The sequence below is a fragment of the Synechococcus sp. BMK-MC-1 genome (assembly GCF_014279955.1).
In the GTDB taxonomy this organism is placed as follows: Bacteria; Cyanobacteriota; Cyanobacteriia; order PCC-6307; family Cyanobiaceae; genus Synechococcus_C.
The window spans coordinates 2,265,858-2,282,882 of sequence record NZ_CP047939.1 but is presented as its reverse complement, the minus strand read 5'-3'; the positions used below and the strand labels follow the sequence as shown (position 1 = coordinate 2,282,882).

Below are 17,025 nucleotides of genomic sequence, written 5' to 3'. Positions count from 1 at the left end.
CCACTCCTGCCAGAATTCACCCATTCTCTACAGTTCGCATGGCCGCCAGCAGACTCACCAGCCGCCGTCGCCAGGATCAGGGCTCGAAATGGGTACGGATTGCCATGGCCGTGCTCGCGACCGTGGGCGTGATCGACACCGGTTCGATCACCCTGAAGCGTTGGGGTCTGCTGGGAAACCTCACGTGTCCCATGGGCGCGGACGGTTGCGACAAGGTGCTCAACAGCCCTTGGGGAACACTGTTTCAAGGAGATGGTTTCAGCGTTCCGCTCTCGTTTGCTGGTTTGCTGGCTTACATCGCTGTGTTGATCATGGCCTTGGTTCCTCTGCTCCCAGGGCTTGCCGAAAATCGTGGTGATCTGGCGCGGCGCACCTGGTGGGGGCTGTTTGCCGTGTCCCTGGGAATGGCGGTCTTCAGCCTTGTGCTGGTTGGACTGATGGTGTTCAAGATCCAGGCGTTCTGTTTCTTTTGTGCCTTATCCGCAACCCTGGCCGTTCTCCTTTTAATTCTTGCCGTAGCCGGTGGTGGCTGGGACGACCCATCCAAGTTGTTCTTCCGAGGTTTCCTGCTTGCTCTCGCCGTGCTGCTGGGAAGCTTGATCTGGGCTTCCGTTCTCGATCCGGAGCGTCCTGATGCCCCGGTGACCGGAGCTGGAGCACCCCCTTTGGTGACCACCGAAAGCACGCCAGCCAAGGTGGCTCTGGCGGAGCATCTCACTGCGTCTGGCGCCGTGATGTACAGCGCTTACTGGTGCCCCCACTGTCATGAGCAGAAGGAAGCGTTTGGAAAAGAAGCGGCGAAGAAGCTCACGGTGATCGAGTGCGCTTCAGATGGCCAGAACAATCAGCGGGCTCTCTGTGAAAGCAAAAAAATCGAGGGTTTCCCCACCTGGGAGATCAACGGCAAACTTGATTCCGGTGTCAAGCCTTTGAAGGTTCTCGCCCGTTTGTCGGGTTTTAAGGGAGAGACAAATTTTTAATGGTTGAGCGGCCAGTGCATCTCAATCGCTGACTGGCCGGGTGTGGATGCTCTTGCCCTTCACCTGGCGGCTATGGCAACGCCATTGCGGAAGCGGTGACGGTGCATCACTTCGGTAGTGCCCGCCCCTGCTCTCGGTGCGAAAGAGGCAAGCATCCAGCAGTAGGCGGCTTGCTTGCTGGCGGTGGTGAAGATCAAGGAGAAGGTTGAGGTTGCTCCGGCAGGTTTCCTCGAGCTGGAAGCATCGGTCTTTCTCCTGGTTGCGCATCACCTCCAGCAGTGGGCTGCATTGCAACGCGCTGCTGGCTTGGAGGAGCTCCCGCAAGGTCTGCCGCATCCCGTTCACGCGTCGATCAACTCCGGCCATATCCCAGCAGGCTGCTCGAAGCGCGTTGATCGATCGGTGCAGGGATTCAGGGTCTTGCCCAGGCATTAGCTCCGCTGTGCTCAGCTTGAACGGCTCCAGCCCTTGGTTGGAGACGGTGGGGGCGCTCCTTTCATTGAGAGCGATGTCCTTGAGTCGTCGGGCGAACACAAGACATTCCATCAATGAGTTGCTGGCCAGCCTGTTGGCACCATGCACCCCGGTGCAGGCCACCTCTCCAACGGCGAAAAGGCCCGGAATCGTGGTTGCCGCCTGCAGATCCGTGGCGACACCGCCCATCCAGTAGTGCGCGGCCGGTGCCACCGGGATTGGCTCCTGTAGAGGGCGAAGGCCATACTCCCGGCAGCGCTCAAGAATCGTCGGGAAGCGTCGTTCGGCTTGTTCTGCTGGTATTGGTGAGAGATCCAGCCCCAGATGGCTCAATCCCTGGGTTCGCATGCCTTGCAGCAGGGCTCTGCTCACTTGATCGCGTGGAGCAAGGTCGCGCTGGGTCAGCATGGCCACAGGACTTCGTCCTGAGGGGTCAACCAACACGGCGCCTTCGCCACGGACGGCTTCTGAGATCAAGAAGCAAGGTGCATGAGCAAGTTTCAGCGCCGTGGGATGGAACTGAACAAATTCCAGATCGTCGACTGCAGCTCCGGCTTGCCAGGAGAGCACAACCCCTTCTCCACAAGCCTGGGGTGGATTCGTGGTGTTGGTGTAGAGGTGTCCGCCTCCTCCTGTCGCGAGAACGACTGCTCGGGCTGGAACCCAGTGCAGCCAGGGACCATCAAGAATCTGAACACCGCAGCAGCGTTGGTCTTCGACCCAGAGTTGGGTGACGCGCACGCCGCGGCGATGCACCAGGCCTGGTCTGGCTTCGACGCGCTCGCGCAAGACATCCACCAAGGCTCTGCCGGTGCGGTCCTGCACATGCAGCACCCGGTGCTGGCTGTGAGCTGCCTCGAGGGTGGTCGCTAGTGATCCATCGGGATTGCGGTCGAACGCCATGCCGAGGGAGAGCAGCCTTTCCACGCAGTGGGGTGCCTGATCGACCAGGAGACGGACGGCATCGCCATCACAGAGACCTGCCCCTGCCTTCAGGGTGTCCTCCCCATGGAACAACGCAGAATCATCAGGGCCGGTGACCGCTGCGATTCCACCTTGCGCCCAACGGCTCGATGAGCGCCGACCAGCGTTTCTGTTCAAAAGCAGAACGTTCAGGTCAGGGGGAAGCTCCAGGCAGGTCATCAGACCCGCCGCTCCTGCTCCAACAACCACAACATCCCAGGGGCCGTTGTGGATCGGATCCTGGGATGTTGATCGCACGCTGCTCATCGGAGCTTGTCGTAAACCACCGAAGGATCCGGCGGCTCAACCATGACGCATTTTTAGCGGTACTGACCGTCGTTAATCCTGTCGAAGCCCTCATTCAGAGCAATCGAGGGTGCCGTCACCGTGAAATTATCGCGGTACTTCTCGAACAGCTCCTTCTGGCGGTCGGTGAGATCAAGAGCCAGCACATCATCCACAGACTCGTAGGGACCGCCCAGGACGATCTTTCCGGCCAGGGTGGGATACATCCCGGGAAATTGCTGGAAGCGCCGCACCGATGAGTTGTTCAAATCAACTTTGTCGCCGCGTTCGGCGATCTTGTCGTCAGCCACATTGCGGATGTCAGCGGCCTGAACGCCTGAGGGGGTGGCCAAAGAAAACAGCAAGCCAGCCATGACGACGAGACCTGTCAGCCAGGACAGCAGACGCTTCATGAAATTCTCCGTCTGAGAATCGGATCGGGATGATGCCGGAAGAACCGACCTGCAAACATTACAAGTGCTCTTCCCTGGCCATCGCAGAAAGCCCCGGGGTTTTTGCAGTTCGTTTCAGATGAGTCCGCTCAGGCTTGGAGCCAGCAGGGACACTCCCAGGAAAACGGCGTCAATCACCAAGGTGGTGAACAGCACCGAGGACGCAATGGACCATGCGCTCGAGTCGTCTCCAAGCCGATCAGCGCGTGAGCGGCATACAGCAACCAGTCTTGTAATCAACGCTGCTGCCACGATCACCACCAGAAGAGACTTCGGTGTGAGGACCTGAGCGGCAGCTGCTCGCAACAGATTGGGAGCTTGGTCGGCCGTGGCTGTTACCACCTCGGGCCACAGGGGCATCACCCCGGATAAGGCCATCGAAAGATCGGTGAAGGCTGTTCCGATCAGGGACGCCAAGTAGAAGGCGCAGGCGCAGCGCCAGCGGGTTGTGAGCCCAGCTAAGGCAAGAGGCAGGGCGAAAGCCTCGACCGGCACATGCAGGACCGGGTGGGCCGGCAGCCATCCCCAGAACAAACTTCCAGCCATCCAGCTGCCGCTGAATCCCAGAACGAGGGCGCCAAAATCGCCCTGTTCGCTTCGATCAGCCTTAAGGCTCCACAGGATTCCCGCGAGCGTCAGCACGAGTCCAAAGAGGCAAGCACTCAATGGATGCTGACGGACCCATGGGGCCTGGACGAACACAGGCATCACCACGAGCACCGACGCCCAAAACGGGAGGGATGCCAGAACTGCAGTGGCAGAGAGCCTCTGCTTGTCCGCGGCTGGGTTTTGCATCAGCCCGCTGGACAAGGCCGCACCTCCGCAATGTGAAGAAAGAATCGAAACCTTAGAAGATTCGAGCCTGTCTGAGGGCTCAGCACTCAATCTTCAGCAGGACTGGCGCCCTCAGCCTGTTGGGCATAGCGTCCAACCACCCAACCATTGGAATCTGCGGTGTCGGAGCCTGGTCTTCTTGAAGCCATCTGGAGAGATTTCGTTCTCGGCGTTGTGCAGGGACTCACGGAGTTTCTGCCCATCAGCAGCACAGCCCACCTCAAAATTGTGCCGGTGCTCGCCGGTTGGGGTGATCCCGGCGTTTCGGTGACTGCAGTGATTCAACTGGGCAGCATCGTGGCGGTGATTGCCTACTTCAGGGCAGATCTGGCTGCTGTTCTGCGCGGGATCAGTGGTGCTGTGCGCAGGGGGCAATGGCGCGAGCCGGAAGCGCGACTGGGAATCGCCATGGCGATTGGCACCCTGCCCATCCTGTTTGCCGGACTGGCGATCAAGTTGTATTGGCCTGGTTACGAAACCTCGCCGCTGCGCAGTGTTCCCGCCATTGCTGGGGTGTCCATCCTGATGGCCCTCCTGCTTGCTCTTGCTGAGCGTTTCGGACCGCGCTCCAAGCAGCTCGATCAGGTTCAGGGCCGCGATGGACTCCTTGTGGGATTGGCCCAGGTTCTGGCTCTCATTCCTGGTGTCTCCCGCTCCGGCAGCACCCTCACTGCTTCGCTCTTTGACAGTTGGAAACGGCCCGATGCCGCTCGGTTTTCTTTCCTTCTGGGCATCCCTGCCATCACCATTGCGGGGCTGGTGGAGCTCAAAGATGCATTCACTGAGCCCAGTGCAGGGGGTGTTCTGCCTTTGATGGTTGGCATCGTCTCTGCAGCGGTGGTCTCGTGGCTGGCTATCGACTGGTTGCTCAAATTCCTGCAGCGACACAGCACCTGGGTGTTTGTGATCTACCGGTTGCTGTTCGGAATTCTTCTGTTGGCCTGGTGGGCTGGTTCTGGCTCAAACTGAAATCAGTTGAATCCATTTCGTGTGGAATGAACCCTCCGCAGGCGTAGCTGTTGCCGCTCTCGATCCATCCAGTGCTGGGCGTCAGCCCCAGCCTGCGGTTGTTGCATCGGTGGAGCCTGGTTCGATCGGAGAGGAGCTCGGCTTCGAACCCGGCGATCAGTTGCTCAGCATTAACGGTGTACGCCCGCGCGACCTGATTGATTACCGCTATCTCACCGTTGAGGAAGATCTCACCCTCGAGGTCCAAGACAGCGCCGGAAAGCTCCATCGCGTGCAACTCGAAAAGGATGCCGATGACGGCCTCGGTCTTGCGTTCACCGAGGCGTTGTTTGATGGCCTGCGGCAATGCACCAACCGCTGCCCCTTCTGTTTTATCGACCAGCAGCCGCCCGGGCATCGCGACAGTCTTTATCTCAAAGACGATGACTACAGGCTCAGTTTTCTCTACGGCTCCTACCTAACGCTGACCAATCTCAGCGAGAGCGACTGGACGCGCATCGAAGAGCAACGTCTCAGCCCCCTGTTCGTGTCGGTGCATGCCACAGACCCAGGGTTGCGTTCACGACTGCTCGACAATCCCAGGGCGGGTGAACTGCTGCATCAGCTCGACTGGTTCGCGTGCCGTGGGTTGCAGATCCATGCCCAGGTGGTGGTCTGCCCAGGACTGAATGATGGCGAGGCTTTGGTTCGCACACTCACTGACCTGGCGCGGTTCGGGGCAGGGGAATGGCCTGCTGTTCTTTCCGCTGCTGTGGTGCCTGTGGGTCTGACGCGCTTTCGGCCTGCTGAGGATGGACTGCGGGCTGTCACGCCGTCGGACGCACGCCAAGTGATTGAGGCGGTGGAATCGCTTCAGTCCAGCTTCCAGCAACGGCTTGGTACACGTTTCGCCTGGCTGTCTGATGAGTGGTATCTGATCGCAGGTCAGCCCTTGCCTTCGAGGGGCACCTACGAAGATCTGCCTCAACAAGAAAACGGTGTCGGCACGATCCGGGCCTTTCTTGAGGCACTGGATCAGGCCACGGAGCAGCTGCCTGAACGAATCGATTCGTCTGTTCACAGCAGCTGGGTGGTGGGCCGTTTGGTGGATCAGGCTCTGGCACCGGTGCAGGAGCGGCTTAACCAAGTTGATGGTGTAACGCTCACGTTGCATGGACTTCCGAGCCCTTACTGGGGTCAGGATCAAGTGGTGACGGGCTTGCTCACAGGAGAAGATCTTCTCCATGGACTCAGAGATCAGGTTCTGGGGGATCAGTTGCTTCTTCCGTCCGTGATGCTCCGGCAGGGTCAGCCTGTGTTCCTGGATGACATGACCCTCGATGAGGTGCAGGAGCAACTGCCGGTACCGATCCGGATCGTGCATGGAGCAGCTGACATCGTGGCTGCTGTTCTCGGTCAGCAGAACAAAAACCCCTAAGCTCCGCCCAGCCCCGGAATCGTTGTGCGTCGGACTGCTGCACGTCTTCTGTTACTCGCAGGAGTTTTGCCTTCTGTGATCCATGCACCCCTGCGGGCACAGGACGTGTCGAGCGTTGATGCTGCGGCCGCTGATGGTGCGGCTCTGATCGATCAATCGACGCTTCCCACTGCAACTGAGATCAAGGGTTCAAGGCCGAAAGCTGATCCCTCGGTACTTCCACCCGCGGCCACCACGCTTCCTGAGAATCAAGACGATCTCAAGGCTCCGCCGAGTCTTGCGCTGCCCAATCAACCGGGCCAAGTGAGAATTCGAGAGCTGCGGCCCCTCACGCTTGCTGAGGTGGAGCGTTTAGTTGAGGTCAACAACCCCAGCCTCAAAGCAGTGGCCAGCCAGGTTCAACAAGCCAAATCAAGCCTGCGTGCAGCGCTTTCGGCCTGGTATCCCACGCTCAATCTCAATGCCAACGGTCTGCCTCAGTACCTCGCGGGTGAGCAGCAAACCTTCGATCCCAACAGAACCCAGACTGTGAACCCTTTGACGGGGCTTGAGCAATCTGAAGGTCGAGTTACGAATACAGAGATTTGGTCTGCCAATTTTGGGGCCCAGTTGAACTGGAATTTGATTGACCCAGCCAGGGTTCCTCAGATCGCGGCTGCAAGAGATGCCTATGAGAGCGCCCGAGACACCTACTTGATCTCCTTGCGTGAGCTGCGTCTCCAGGCAGCGACGTCTTATTTCCAGCTTCAACGTCAAGATGAACAGGTTCGGATCGGTCAACAATCCGTACGAGCTTCATTGGTGAGTCTTCGCGATGCGCGAGCTCGCTACCAAGCGGGTGTGGCTACCAAACTCGAGGTTTTAGAAGCTGAAACTCAGCTCGCCCGTGATCAACAGCTGCTCACCAATGCTCTCGGCGACCAGGTGAATGCACGTCGATCGCTGGCATCGCTCATGGATCTTCCTCAAGACATCACTCCCACATCCGCTGCCCCTGCTCGTGTGCTTGGACTGTGGGAACCATCGCTTCAGGAAAGCATCATTGCGGCTTACACCTTCCGGGAAGAGCTCGATCGAGTGCTTCTCGATATCTCGATTAACAACAGCAACGCCAACGCAGCACTGGCGTCTGTTCAGCCTGTGCTGAGCATTTTCAACAATTTCACGTCCCAGCGTTTCCAGGGGGGAACCAGCGAGCCTCCAGTGAGCACCGAGGTGTATGGATGGAGCTTCGATAACTCGGTGGGCTTGTCGGCCACCTGGAACATTTTTGATGGGGGTCGAGCCCGCGCGGAGTACCGCCGCAACAAGCAAGCTGCAGAGGAGAGCCAGTTCAACTTTGCATCCGAGCGCGACAGCATCCGCAGGGAAGTGGAAGAAAGTTTTTACAACCTGAGAGATGCGCAGCAAAACATCCGCACCACAACGCGGGAGGTGCTGTCAGCCACTGAGTCGTTGCGTTTGGCCAGGTTGCGTTTCCAAGCGGGGGTGACAACTCAGCGCGAGGTGGTCGATAACCAACGCGATCTCACCAGTGCTGAAGTGCGTTACGCCGATGCAGTTCTGAGCTACAACGCCAGCCTGGCTGAGCTGAGGCGTCGCACTGGCTTGGATCAAGTCAAAGCTTGCCCGCCGCTCAATCTTCCCGGCAAGAAGCCTGAAGTCGACCGCATGGAGTCTGTTCCCATTGAGCCGGATCCCAATACGCCAGCCTGTGAGGCCTCACAGCTCGGTGCTTGAGCCCTTTTCGGACGGTGACTTCAGCTCCTCTCTCTCCGGCCCAGCTGCTTGCCGTCCATCAGCTTCTTGATGGTGTCGCTGAGAGACAACGGCACGATTTTGGCCACATCGTTTCCGATGTGAAGCCCGACGGGAGTCTGATCACCGCATGTGACCGTTGGAGTGATGAGACCCTGGTGAAGGGGTTTGCTCAGATTTGCTCAGGAGAGAGCACGCTCAGTGAGGAGGGGGAAAAGCATTGTCCGGCCACATCTGCGTTCTGGGTGGTGGATCCACTGGATGGCACAACGAACTTTGCCGCCGGCATTCCCTATTGGGCAATTTCTGTGGCGCGCTTTGTGGATGGTCGGCCGATGGAAGCGTTTCTCGACATCCCGTCCTTGAGACAACGCATCGTTGCGATCCGGGGACGTGGTGCCTGGCGCAATGGCAAACGACTGACCGCTGAAACCCGTCTGGCGGCAGGAAGTGCCTGCGTTTCGCTCTGCAGCCGTGCGATTCGGGTGTTGCAGCGCCGTCATCAAGAGCCGTTTCCAGGAAAGATCCGTTTGCTCGGGGTTGCAAGCCTCAATCTTGTGAGTGTGGCGATGGGGCAGACCGTGGCGGCTCTGGAGGCCACCCCAAAGATCTGGGATCTCGCTGCTGCCTGGTTGGTGCTGTCTGAGCTTGGTTGCCCTGTGCTCTGGTTGCGGGAAGATCCAACGGCGCTGGTTCCAGGACGGGACCTCTCTGATGTGGGCTTTCCAGTGCTTGCGGCCAGTTCCGAGGAGCAGCTGACGCGGCTCAGACCTTGGGGTGAGTCGCTGTTGTTGCCCTGAGAGTTTGGTAGTTGCGTGAAGGGGGGTGTGTGGTGTTATGGTTATGGACTGCGCGGGGGGCTGAGGCCCGAAGCGCAGCTTCTGAACAAGGAAAGCGAGAGCTTGATGTGTTCAGGAGTGCTTACAAGCCAAGAGGGAGCGATCCCACGGTGTTGTAAGTTTCTCAAGCGGTCGCGAGGCCGCACCGCCAACCGCTCCTGAAGGGGGCGCGACGGCAGAACCTGGACAACTGAAAAGTTTAGGAACTGACGCTTTCATCGCGTTTGTTGCTGATGAATCAACTGAGAAGTTGAGTTGTTAGTGATGAATGAAAGAGCGATGAAGGTGTGAGGTCCCGTCAACAATTATTCGTTGCAGAGAAGCATTGCGCTTGCAACTTGAGAGTTTTCACGAGCTTTTGAGTTGTCGGTGTGCGCAGTGTGGAGCAACAACCGGATCTGAGATCCTGGAAAGTCATTGATAGAGAAATCTAGAAGTGCACTCTTAAGAACCCTTTCTGTGTCAGCGGAAGGAGGCCTCAACTATTGCGAGGTTATCTGAGCAATGGGTGACGCAAATCATTTTGAGGACGTGAGAGCGTCTAAGAGGAAATGATCTACAACGGAGAGTTTGATCCTGGCTCAGGATGAACGCTGGCGGCGTGCTTAACACATGCAAGTCGAACGAACCTTCGGGTTAGTGGCGGACGGGTGAGTAACGCGTGGGAATCTGCCCTCAGGAGGGGGATAACGGCTGGAAACGGCCGCTAATACCCCATATGCCGAGAGGTGAAATGAATTTCGCCTGAGGATGAGCCCGCGTCTGATTAGCTAGTTGGTGAGGTAAGAGCTCACCAAGGCATCGATCAGTAGCTGGTCTGAGAGGATGATCAGCCACACTGGGACTGAGACACGGCCCAGACTCCTACGGGAGGCAGCAGTGGGGAATTTTCCGCAATGGGCGAAAGCCTGACGGAGCAACGCCGCGTGAGGGATGAAGGCCTCTGGGCTGTAAACCTCTTTTCTCAAGGAAGAAGATCTGACGGTACTTGAGGAATAAGCCACGGCTAATTCCGTGCCAGCAGCCGCGGTAATACGGGAGTGGCAAGCGTTATCCGGAATTATTGGGCGTAAAGCGTCCGCAGGCGGCCCTTCAAGTCTGCTGTTAAAAAGTGGAGCTTAACTCCATCATGGCAGTGGAAACTGTTGGGCTTGAGTGTGGTAGGGGCAGAGGGAATTCCCGGTGTAGCGGTGAAATGCGTAGATATCGGGAAGAACACCAGTGGCGAAGGCGCTCTGCTGGGCCATAACTGACGCTCATGGACGAAAGCCAGGGGAGCGAAAGGGATTAGATACCCCTGTAGTCCTGGCCGTAAACGATGAACACTAGGTGTCGGGGGAATCGACCCCCTCGGTGTCGTAGCCAACGCGTTAAGTGTTCCGCCTGGGGAGTACGCACGCAAGTGTGAAACTCAAAGGAATTGACGGGGGCCCGCACAAGCGGTGGAGTATGTGGTTTAATTCGATGCAACGCGAAGAACCTTACCAGGGTTTGACATCCTGCGAACCTCTTGGAAACGAGAGGGTGCCTTCGGGAACGCAGTGACAGGTGGTGCATGGCTGTCGTCAGCTCGTGTCGTGAGATGTTGGGTTAAGTCCCGCAACGAGCGCAACCCACGTCTTTAGTTGCCAGCATTTAGTTGGGCACTCTAGAGAGACCGCCGGTGATAAACCGGAGGAAGGTGTGGATGACGTCAAGTCATCATGCCCCTTACATCCTGGGCTACACACGTACTACAATGCTACGGACAAAGAGCAGCAAGTTCGCGAGGACAAGCAAATCTCATAAACCGTGGCTCAGTTCAGATCGTAGGCTGCAACTCGCCTACGTGAAGGAGGAATCGCTAGTAATCGCAGGTCAGCATACTGCGGTGAATACGTTCCCGGGCCTTGTACACACCGCCCGTCACACCATGGAAGTTGGCCACGCCCGAAGCCGTTACTCCAACCCTCGGGAGGAGGACGTCGAAGGTGGGGCTGATGACTGGGGTGAAGTCGTAACAAGGTAGCCGTACCGGAAGGTGCGGCTGGATCACCTCCTAACAGGGAGACAAACAACGATTTTGATGCCTGAGTACTTTTATTCTTAGGCCGAAATCCTGTCACCTTAGGTCGATCGGTACCTCAGCTTTGAAGCCATCAAATTTGCAGCGATGCAGGTGAGGATGGTGGAAATTCTTAGTTCCTAAACTTTGTCTAGGTCACACCCCACAAGGGATGAGACTCCTGGGCCATTAGCTCAGGTGGTTAGAGCGCACCCCTGATAAGGGTGAGGTCCCTGGTTCAAGTCCAGGATGGCCCATTCGGTGTTGGGGGTTTAGCTCAGTTGGTAGAGCGCCTGCTTTGCAAGCAGGATGTCAGGAGTTCGAGTCTCCTAACCTCCACTGACCGAACTGTATCCCCATCTCCAAGATGTTGGAGTTGAGCTCGATTGGAGTGTGATTTAGATGTGTCCGCTGGAAGACCCCAGCTTCCTGTCATTCCAAAGACAAGTAAAAAGTTTACTTGTTGACTTTGGTTGATAAGATGCTGGGCTCAAATGAGTTGATCAAGCAATTGATCAATTGATTTGAAGTTCTAGCAGAACCTTGACAACTGCATAGGTAAGTCTGGAAAGAATAAAGCATCTCATGGATGATGCGATGATTCTTTTCTGTGATCCGAAAGGATGATGGAGAAGGAGAGTTGCAAATTCTATCGAGCAAGAGCCGAGACTCCATCACGTTCTTTCAATTGTGTCGAGCAATTGCGAGTTTGATTCTTGATTCAGCAATGAATCAGGGAGAATCTGTTTCAACGACAGCAAGCGTGTTGGAGATTATATGGTCAAGCTACAAAGAGCTCACGGCGGATACCTTGGCACACAGAGGCGATGAAGGACGTGGTTACCTGCGATAAGTCTCGGGGAGCTGGAAACACGCTTTGATCCGGGAATTTCCGAATGGGGCAACCCCTAGTACGGCCAGCTGAATCCATAGGCTGGCGCGAGCCAACCCAGCGAACTGAAACATCTTAGTAGCTGGAGGAAAGGAAAGTAAAAACGACTCCCTAAGTAGCGGCGAGCGAACGGGGAAGAGCCTAAACCGATAGTTTCGACTGTCGGGGTTGTGGGACAGCAACGTGGATCAGGAATGTTAGTGGAAGTGTTTGAAAGACACGCCACAGAGGGTGAAAGCCCCGTACACGAAAACTGAACTGACCTAGCTGTATCCCGAGTAGCACGGAGCACGTGAAATTCCGTGTGAATCCGCGAGGACCACCTCGTAAGGCTAAGTACTCCTGTGTGACCGATAGCGAAACAGTACCGCGAGGGAAAGGTGAAAAGAACCCCGGGAGGGGAGTGAAATAGAACATGAAACCGTGAGCTTACAAGCAATGGGAGCCCTACTCATAGGGTGACCGTGTGCCTGTTGAAGAATGAGCCGGCGACTTATAGGCACTGGCGGGTTAAACCGGAAATGGTGGAGCCATAGCGAAAGCGAGTCTGAATAGGGCGTTTGTCAGTGTTTATAGACCCGAACCCGGGTGATCTAACCATGGCCAGGATGAAGCTTGGGTGATACCAAGTGGAGGTCCGAACCGACTGATGTTGAAAAATCAGCGGATGAGCTGTGGTTAGGGGTGAAATGCCAATCGAACCCGGAGCTAGCTGGTTCTCCCCGAAATACGTTGAGGCGTAGCGTCTCGTGCTCCAGCAGGGGGGTAAAGCCACCATTTCGGTGCGGGCTGCGAGAGCGGTACCAAATCGAGATGAACTCTGAATACCCTGTGTGTAGCGAGGCAGTCAGACTGTGGGGGATAAGCTCCATGGTCGAGAGGGAAACAGCCCAGACCGCCAGTTAAGGTCCCCAAATCAACACTAAGTGATAAAGGAGGTGGGATTGCCCAGACAACCAGGAGGTTTGCCTAGAAGCAGCCATCCTCAAAGGAGTGCGTAATAGCTCACTGGTCGAGCGATCCTGCGCCGAAAATGAACGGGGCTAAGTGTTGTACCGAAGCTGCGGATTTATGGTAGGGGAGCGTTCTATGTGGGGCGAAGCGTTAGCGTGAGCGGGCGTGGACTGCATAGAAGTGAGAATGTCGGCTTGAGTAGCGAAAACATGGGTGAGAATCCCATGCACCGAAACCCTAAGGGTTCCTCCGGCAGGCTCGTCCGCGGAGGGTTAGTCTGGACCTAAGGCGAGGCCGAAAGGCGTAGTCGATGGATAACAGGTCAACATTCCTGTACCGGTTATGTTTTGGGAAGAGGGACGGAGAAGGCTAGCCAAGCCAGATGTTGGTTACTGGTTCAAGCGTTCGAGGCGTTGAGGAGCGGCGAAAACGTTCCGAGCTGAGGCGTGAGTACGAGCTGCTACGGCAGCGAAGTTGGTGATGTCATGCTTCCAAGAAAAGCTCTATACCCGTTAAGGCATAACTGCCAGTACCCGAAACCGACACAGGTGGGGTGGTAGAGAATACCGAGGTGCGCGAGGTAACTCTCTCTAAGGAACTCGGCAAAATGGCCCCGTAACTTCGGGAGAAGGGGTGCCACCGCAAGGTGGTCGCAGTGAAGAGGCCCTGGCGACTGTTTACCAAAAACACAGGTCTCCGCTAAGTCGCAAGACGATGTATGGGGGCTGACGCCTGCCCAGTGCCGGAAGGTTAAGGAAGCCGGTCAGCGTAAGCGAAGCTGGCGACTGAAGCCCCGGTGAACGGCGGCCGTAACTATAACGGTCCTAAGGTAGCGAAATTCCTTGTCGGGTAAGTTCCGACCCGCACGAAAGGCGTAACGATCAGGGCGCTGTCTCGGAGAGAGGCTCGGCGAAATAGAATTGTCTGTGAAGATGCGGACTACATACACCCGGACAGAAAGACCCTATGAAGCTTTACTGTAGCTTGGTATTGTGCCCGGGCTCTGAATGCGCAGGATAGGTGGGAGACGTTGAAGCAGTGCTTGCGGGTGCTGGTGAGTCAATGGTGAGATACCACTCTTTCAGAGCTAGGGTTCTAACGTTCACCCGTTATCCGGGGAGCGGACAGTATCAGGTGGGCAGTTTGACTGGGGCGGTCGCCTCCTAAAAGGTAACGGAGGCGCGCAAAGGTTTCCTCAGGCTGGTTGGAAATCAGCCGACGAGTGCAAAAGCAGAAGGAAGCTTGACTGTGAGACCTACAAGTCGAACAGGGACGAAAGTCGGCTTTAGTGATCCGACGGTTCTGAGTGGAAGGGCCGTCGCTCAACGGATAAAAGTTACTCTAGGGATAACAGGCTGATCTCCCCCAAGAGTTCACATCGACGGGGAGGTTTGGCACCTCGATGTCGGCTCATCGCAACCTGGGGCTGAAGTCGGTCCCAAGGGTTGGGCTGTTCGCCCATTAAAGCGGTACGCGAGCTGGGTTCAGAACGTCGTGAGACAGTTCGGTCCATATCCGGTGTATGCGTAGGAATATTGAGAGGATTTCTCCCTAGTACGAGAGGACCGGGAGGAACGCACCTCTGGTGTACCAGTTATCGTGCCAACGGTAAACGCTGGGTAGCCATGTGCGGAGTGGATAACCGCTGAAAGCATCTAAGTGGGAAGCCCACCTCAAGATGAGTATTCCCATGGGGTAACCCAGTAAGGTCACGGGAAGAACACCCGTTGATAGGCTCTACGTCGAAGTCCAGTAATGGATGCAGCGGAGGAGTACTAATAGACCGAGGGCTTGACCATTGATTTGGCTCTTGTCTGAGGCAAGTTTTATTCGATCTAGACCATCATCATCAGCGATTGTTGAAGATGATGACCTATGCAGTTCTCAGGGTTCAACCCTTGGGAATGTTTCTATCCTGGTGTCCATGGCGCTGTGGAACCACTCCGATCCATCTCGAACTCGGTTGTGAAACGCAGCAGCGGCGACGATATTTGGGGGGTAGCCCCCTGAGAAAATAGCTCGATGCCAGGTAAAACATTCAGATCACGGACGTGATCCAAAGAAAGCCATCCCGATAGGGGTGGCTTTTTTTGTGGCTTCTTCTTTGCGCGCTAGTTTAGACGTACGGTGCAATCTTGATCTGATGGCCAAACGGCTACTTCTGCGCCGAATCGTGCGTTCCCTGTGGTTGGCCTATCAACGTTGGGCGGGAACAGACTGTGTGGATCTCAGTGCTGCATTTGCGTATTACACATTGCAGTCGATTTTCCCGATCCTTCTGATTTCTCTGTCTCTTGCTTCGTTTTTGTTGGGTAGGCAGGACAATTTTGATCAGGAAATTATTAGTTACGCGAGTGCTATGTTGCCGCCTCCTGCTGTTGCAATTGTGCGACAGACGTTGATTCAGCTGGTGCGGCAGGGCTTTGGTGCAGGACTTCTTGGTGCGGCAGTGTTGCTTGTCACAGCAGCCAATGTTTATTTGACGTTGCAGCGAGGGGCAGATCGCCTTTGGAAAGATGCCCTTCGACCATTGCCGGAAAGCATCCCATTTGGAGCGCAGGCCTTTCAGTTTGTACGGGTGCGGATTGAAGCGTTCTTTATCGTTATTCTCATTGGGCTTTTGATTGTTGCAGATCAGATCAGTGCCAATTTGCGAATGATTCCTTCTGGCGTCATGCAAGATTTACAGCAAACTCTTCCTTGGCTTGCAGATTTTATGGATGTGTTCCCGCTGATCCAGGTTGGGCGTGTGTTGTTTTCTTTTGCAGGATTTTCTGCCATGGCATTGTTGTTGCAGGCTCTCTTGCCAAGCCGCAAAGTGCCTTTCCTTCCTCTGATTCCCGGGTCATTGCTGATTGGATTTTTGCTCACAGTCTTAAATCTTGCGGTGAGTCGAAGCATCCTCTCTTTGGGAGCACGCTTTCAAGCCTATGGCGTGATTGGGGGCGTTTTGGTGCTCACATTGTGGGTGTATATGGTGGGCGTTGTGATTTATTTTGGTCAGTGTTGGAGCGTTGAGCTTGCGTTGTTGAGGAAGAAGCAGTGTGGAGATCCGCTTACTTCTCGGATCCATTGATCAGGGATTCAGGTCATTATGGATTCTGTTCGTTTCATCTGAGGTCGTGAATGGGTCGTGTTCCACCCCTCGTTTGGTTGATCGCACTGCTGTTGTTGCTGCCAACGACGGCTGGACGTGCTCTGGTTGGTATTTTCGGCGGAGCAGCTCTTGTTCTGCTGAGCCTGTCGCTTGTGTTGGGGGGGCTTGGCTGGTTGGGCTGGAAGCGAATGCAAAGTCAGTTCAAGGTCTGCGGACGTTGTGGGACGACCAACATCGGTTCAGCGACGGTTTGCGCTGCCTGTGGCTCTGTTTTGGAAAGTGATCCCCAGCCACCAGGGGCCAGTTCATTTGATGCCGATGCAACACCAGCCAGTTCGGCCACGATTGATATCACGGCAGAGGATGTCGATCGTTGAACTCGATACAGGCGAATTATGCCGAGGAGTTTTCAGGAGACATTTCAGATGCGTTTGTATTCAATTCGTTCAAACGTCGCTCGCGTAGATAGAGGAACAAGGGACCTCCGCAGGCAAAAGAAACGGTGACACATGCAAGAAGTGTTAATCGCCAGCCTTTGACTTGAAGCCGACGTCCTTCGAAGACGATCCAAATGGAGAAAGCGCTTGCGGCGATCAGAAGGTCACGGCTGAGAGAGCGCGAAGCCGCTGTGATGTTGGCATCTGCAATAAAACCAGCGAGGTCAAACCCACCTGTGGCACTTGCTTGCATGAATTCAAGATTGGCTTGCCATGGCAAAAAGGCGCCGAGCGCCGCAAGAACGAGATAGATCCAGGGCAATGCTTTAGACACCAGGTGGATGATCCGTTGTTTCGGGTTCCAGCGTATCGGGGTTGAGTACGGCAACGCTCTGTTCAACCTCTTGAAGGAGATCTTCGCAGCGGTTCAGATAGATCTCGGCCCGCTGATGTCCTCCTTGCAATTCAGACAATGGGATCGAATCATCCTGAAGTTTGGTCAGAAGCAAATCCAAGGCCTGGAGAGACTCCTCGTAGCTCAGCGTGGCGGCATCCTCTTTCCACTGGGCCTGGGCATTGTCTTTTTTGGACTTCGATTGGCGGGGCATTGCACTCGTGACCGTGTGGGCT

The 17,025-nt window shown here is 56.0% G+C and carries 12 protein-coding genes, 2 tRNA genes and 3 rRNA genes; 12 read left to right on the top strand and 5 right to left on the bottom strand.

Annotation, left to right across the window (positions count from 1 at the left end; translation table 11 throughout):
• Positions 1–38 precede the first annotated feature (38 nt).
• Positions 39–980 carry a vitamin K epoxide reductase family protein gene (locus tag SynBMKMC1_RS12865; protein ID WP_186472017.1) on the top strand — a complete coding sequence of 314 codons (942 nt, stop codon included), beginning with the start codon at positions 39–41 and terminating at the stop codon, positions 978–980.
• A 21-nt stretch (positions 981–1,001) separates the two neighbouring features.
• Here SynBMKMC1_RS12865 and nadB read toward each other — a convergent pair whose 3' ends face one another.
• The 3 genes from nadB to SynBMKMC1_RS12850 form a co-directional block, all read right to left on the bottom strand.
• On the bottom strand, positions 1,002–2,684 hold the full coding sequence (gene nadB, locus SynBMKMC1_RS12860) for an L-aspartate oxidase (protein ID WP_186472016.1): 1,683 nt from the start codon (positions 2,682–2,684) through the stop codon (positions 1,002–1,004).
• Between the two features lie 53 nt (positions 2,685–2,737).
• Positions 2,738–3,115: a photosystem II complex extrinsic protein PsbU gene (psbU, locus tag SynBMKMC1_RS12855; protein WP_011934091.1), complete on the bottom strand. Its 378-nt coding sequence runs from the start codon at positions 3,113–3,115 to the stop codon at positions 2,738–2,740.
• 114 nt (positions 3,116–3,229) lie between these two features.
• On the bottom strand, positions 3,230–3,949 hold the full coding sequence (locus tag SynBMKMC1_RS12850; protein WP_186472015.1) for a DUF3120 domain-containing protein: 720 nt from the start codon (positions 3,947–3,949) through the stop codon (positions 3,230–3,232).
• 147 nt (positions 3,950–4,096) lie between these two features.
• On the opposite strand from SynBMKMC1_RS12850, the gene SynBMKMC1_RS12845 reads away from it, so the two are divergent.
• The 11 genes from SynBMKMC1_RS12845 (at position 4,097) to SynBMKMC1_RS12795 (ending at position 16,335) form a co-directional block, all read left to right on the top strand.
• Positions 4,097–4,957, top strand: coding sequence for an undecaprenyl-diphosphate phosphatase (locus tag SynBMKMC1_RS12845; RefSeq protein WP_186472014.1), 861 nt, complete (start codon positions 4,097–4,099; stop codon positions 4,955–4,957).
• 19 nt (positions 4,958–4,976) lie between these two features.
• A complete protein-coding gene (locus SynBMKMC1_RS12840) occupies positions 4,977–6,374 on the top strand; it encodes a TIGR03279 family radical SAM protein (RefSeq protein WP_186472013.1) in 1,398 nt (465 codons plus the stop codon).
• Between the two features lie 105 nt (positions 6,375–6,479).
• On the top strand, positions 6,480–8,114 hold the full coding sequence (locus tag SynBMKMC1_RS12835) for a TolC family protein (protein ID WP_255486204.1): 1,635 nt from the start codon (positions 6,480–6,482) through the stop codon (positions 8,112–8,114).
• A gap of 14 nt (positions 8,115–8,128) precedes the next feature.
• A complete protein-coding gene (locus tag SynBMKMC1_RS12830) occupies positions 8,129–8,932 on the top strand; it encodes an inositol monophosphatase family protein (protein ID WP_186472012.1) in 804 nt (267 codons plus the stop codon).
• A 597-nt stretch (positions 8,933–9,529) separates the two neighbouring features.
• Positions 9,530–11,013, top strand: a 16S ribosomal RNA gene (locus SynBMKMC1_RS12825).
• A 185-nt stretch (positions 11,014–11,198) separates the two neighbouring features.
• A tRNA-Ile gene (locus SynBMKMC1_RS12820) sits at positions 11,199–11,272 on the top strand.
• 9 nt (positions 11,273–11,281) lie between these two features.
• A tRNA-Ala gene (locus SynBMKMC1_RS12815) sits at positions 11,282–11,354 on the top strand.
• Positions 11,355–11,794: 440 nt separating this feature from the next.
• Positions 11,795–14,660, top strand: a 23S ribosomal RNA gene (locus SynBMKMC1_RS12810).
• 115 nt (positions 14,661–14,775) lie between these two features.
• Positions 14,776–14,892: ribosomal RNA gene (gene rrf, locus SynBMKMC1_RS12805) — 5S ribosomal RNA — on the top strand.
• Together the 16S, 23S and 5S rRNA genes with 2 tRNA genes alongside form the textbook arrangement of a ribosomal RNA operon.
• Positions 14,893–15,004: 112 nt before the next feature.
• Positions 15,005–15,937 carry a YihY/virulence factor BrkB family protein gene (locus tag SynBMKMC1_RS12800; protein ID WP_186472011.1) on the top strand — a complete coding sequence of 311 codons (933 nt, stop codon included), beginning with the start codon at positions 15,005–15,007 and terminating at the stop codon, positions 15,935–15,937.
• 50 nt (positions 15,938–15,987) lie between these two features.
• Positions 15,988–16,335, top strand: coding sequence for a hypothetical protein (locus tag SynBMKMC1_RS12795; RefSeq protein ID WP_186472010.1), 348 nt, complete (start codon positions 15,988–15,990; stop codon positions 16,333–16,335).
• Between the two features lie 16 nt (positions 16,336–16,351).
• Here the strand turns inward: SynBMKMC1_RS12795 and SynBMKMC1_RS12790 are convergent, their stop codons facing one another.
• Together SynBMKMC1_RS12790 and xseB are read right to left on the bottom strand one after the other, a co-directional pair.
• Complete coding sequence (locus SynBMKMC1_RS12790; RefSeq protein ID WP_186472009.1) at positions 16,352–16,729, bottom strand: DUF2834 domain-containing protein; 378 nt, start codon at positions 16,727–16,729, stop codon at positions 16,352–16,354.
• The gene (xseB, locus tag SynBMKMC1_RS12785; RefSeq protein WP_011934082.1) at positions 16,722–17,003 is read right to left on the bottom strand and encodes an exodeoxyribonuclease VII small subunit; all 282 of its coding nucleotides are present in this window, start codon (positions 17,001–17,003) and stop codon (positions 16,722–16,724) included. Before xseB ends, SynBMKMC1_RS12790 begins: the two co-directional genes overlap by 8 nt.
• Between the last annotated feature and the right edge of the window lie 22 nt (positions 17,004–17,025).

Coding starts and splice junctions, on each gene's coding strand:
- psbU (WP_011934091.1), bottom strand. CDS start 3,115: ATGAAGCGTCTGCTGTCCTGGCTGACAGGTCTCGTCGTCATGGCTGGC.
- SynBMKMC1_RS12795 (WP_186472010.1), top strand. CDS start 15,988: ATGGGTCGTGTTCCACCCCTCGTTTGGTTGATCGCACTGCTGTTGTTG.
- nadB (WP_186472016.1), bottom strand. CDS start 2,684: ATGAGCAGCGTGCGATCAACATCCCAGGATCCGATCCACAACGGCCCC.
- SynBMKMC1_RS12850 (WP_186472015.1), bottom strand. CDS start 3,949: ATGCAAAACCCAGCCGCGGACAAGCAGAGGCTCTCTGCCACTGCAGTT.
- SynBMKMC1_RS12865 (WP_186472017.1), top strand. CDS start 39: ATGGCCGCCAGCAGACTCACCAGCCGCCGTCGCCAGGATCAGGGCTCG.
- xseB (WP_011934082.1), bottom strand. CDS start 17,003: ATGCCCCGCCAATCGAAGTCCAAAAAAGACAATGCCCAGGCCCAGTGG.
- SynBMKMC1_RS12800 (WP_186472011.1), top strand. CDS start 15,005: ATGGCCAAACGGCTACTTCTGCGCCGAATCGTGCGTTCCCTGTGGTTG.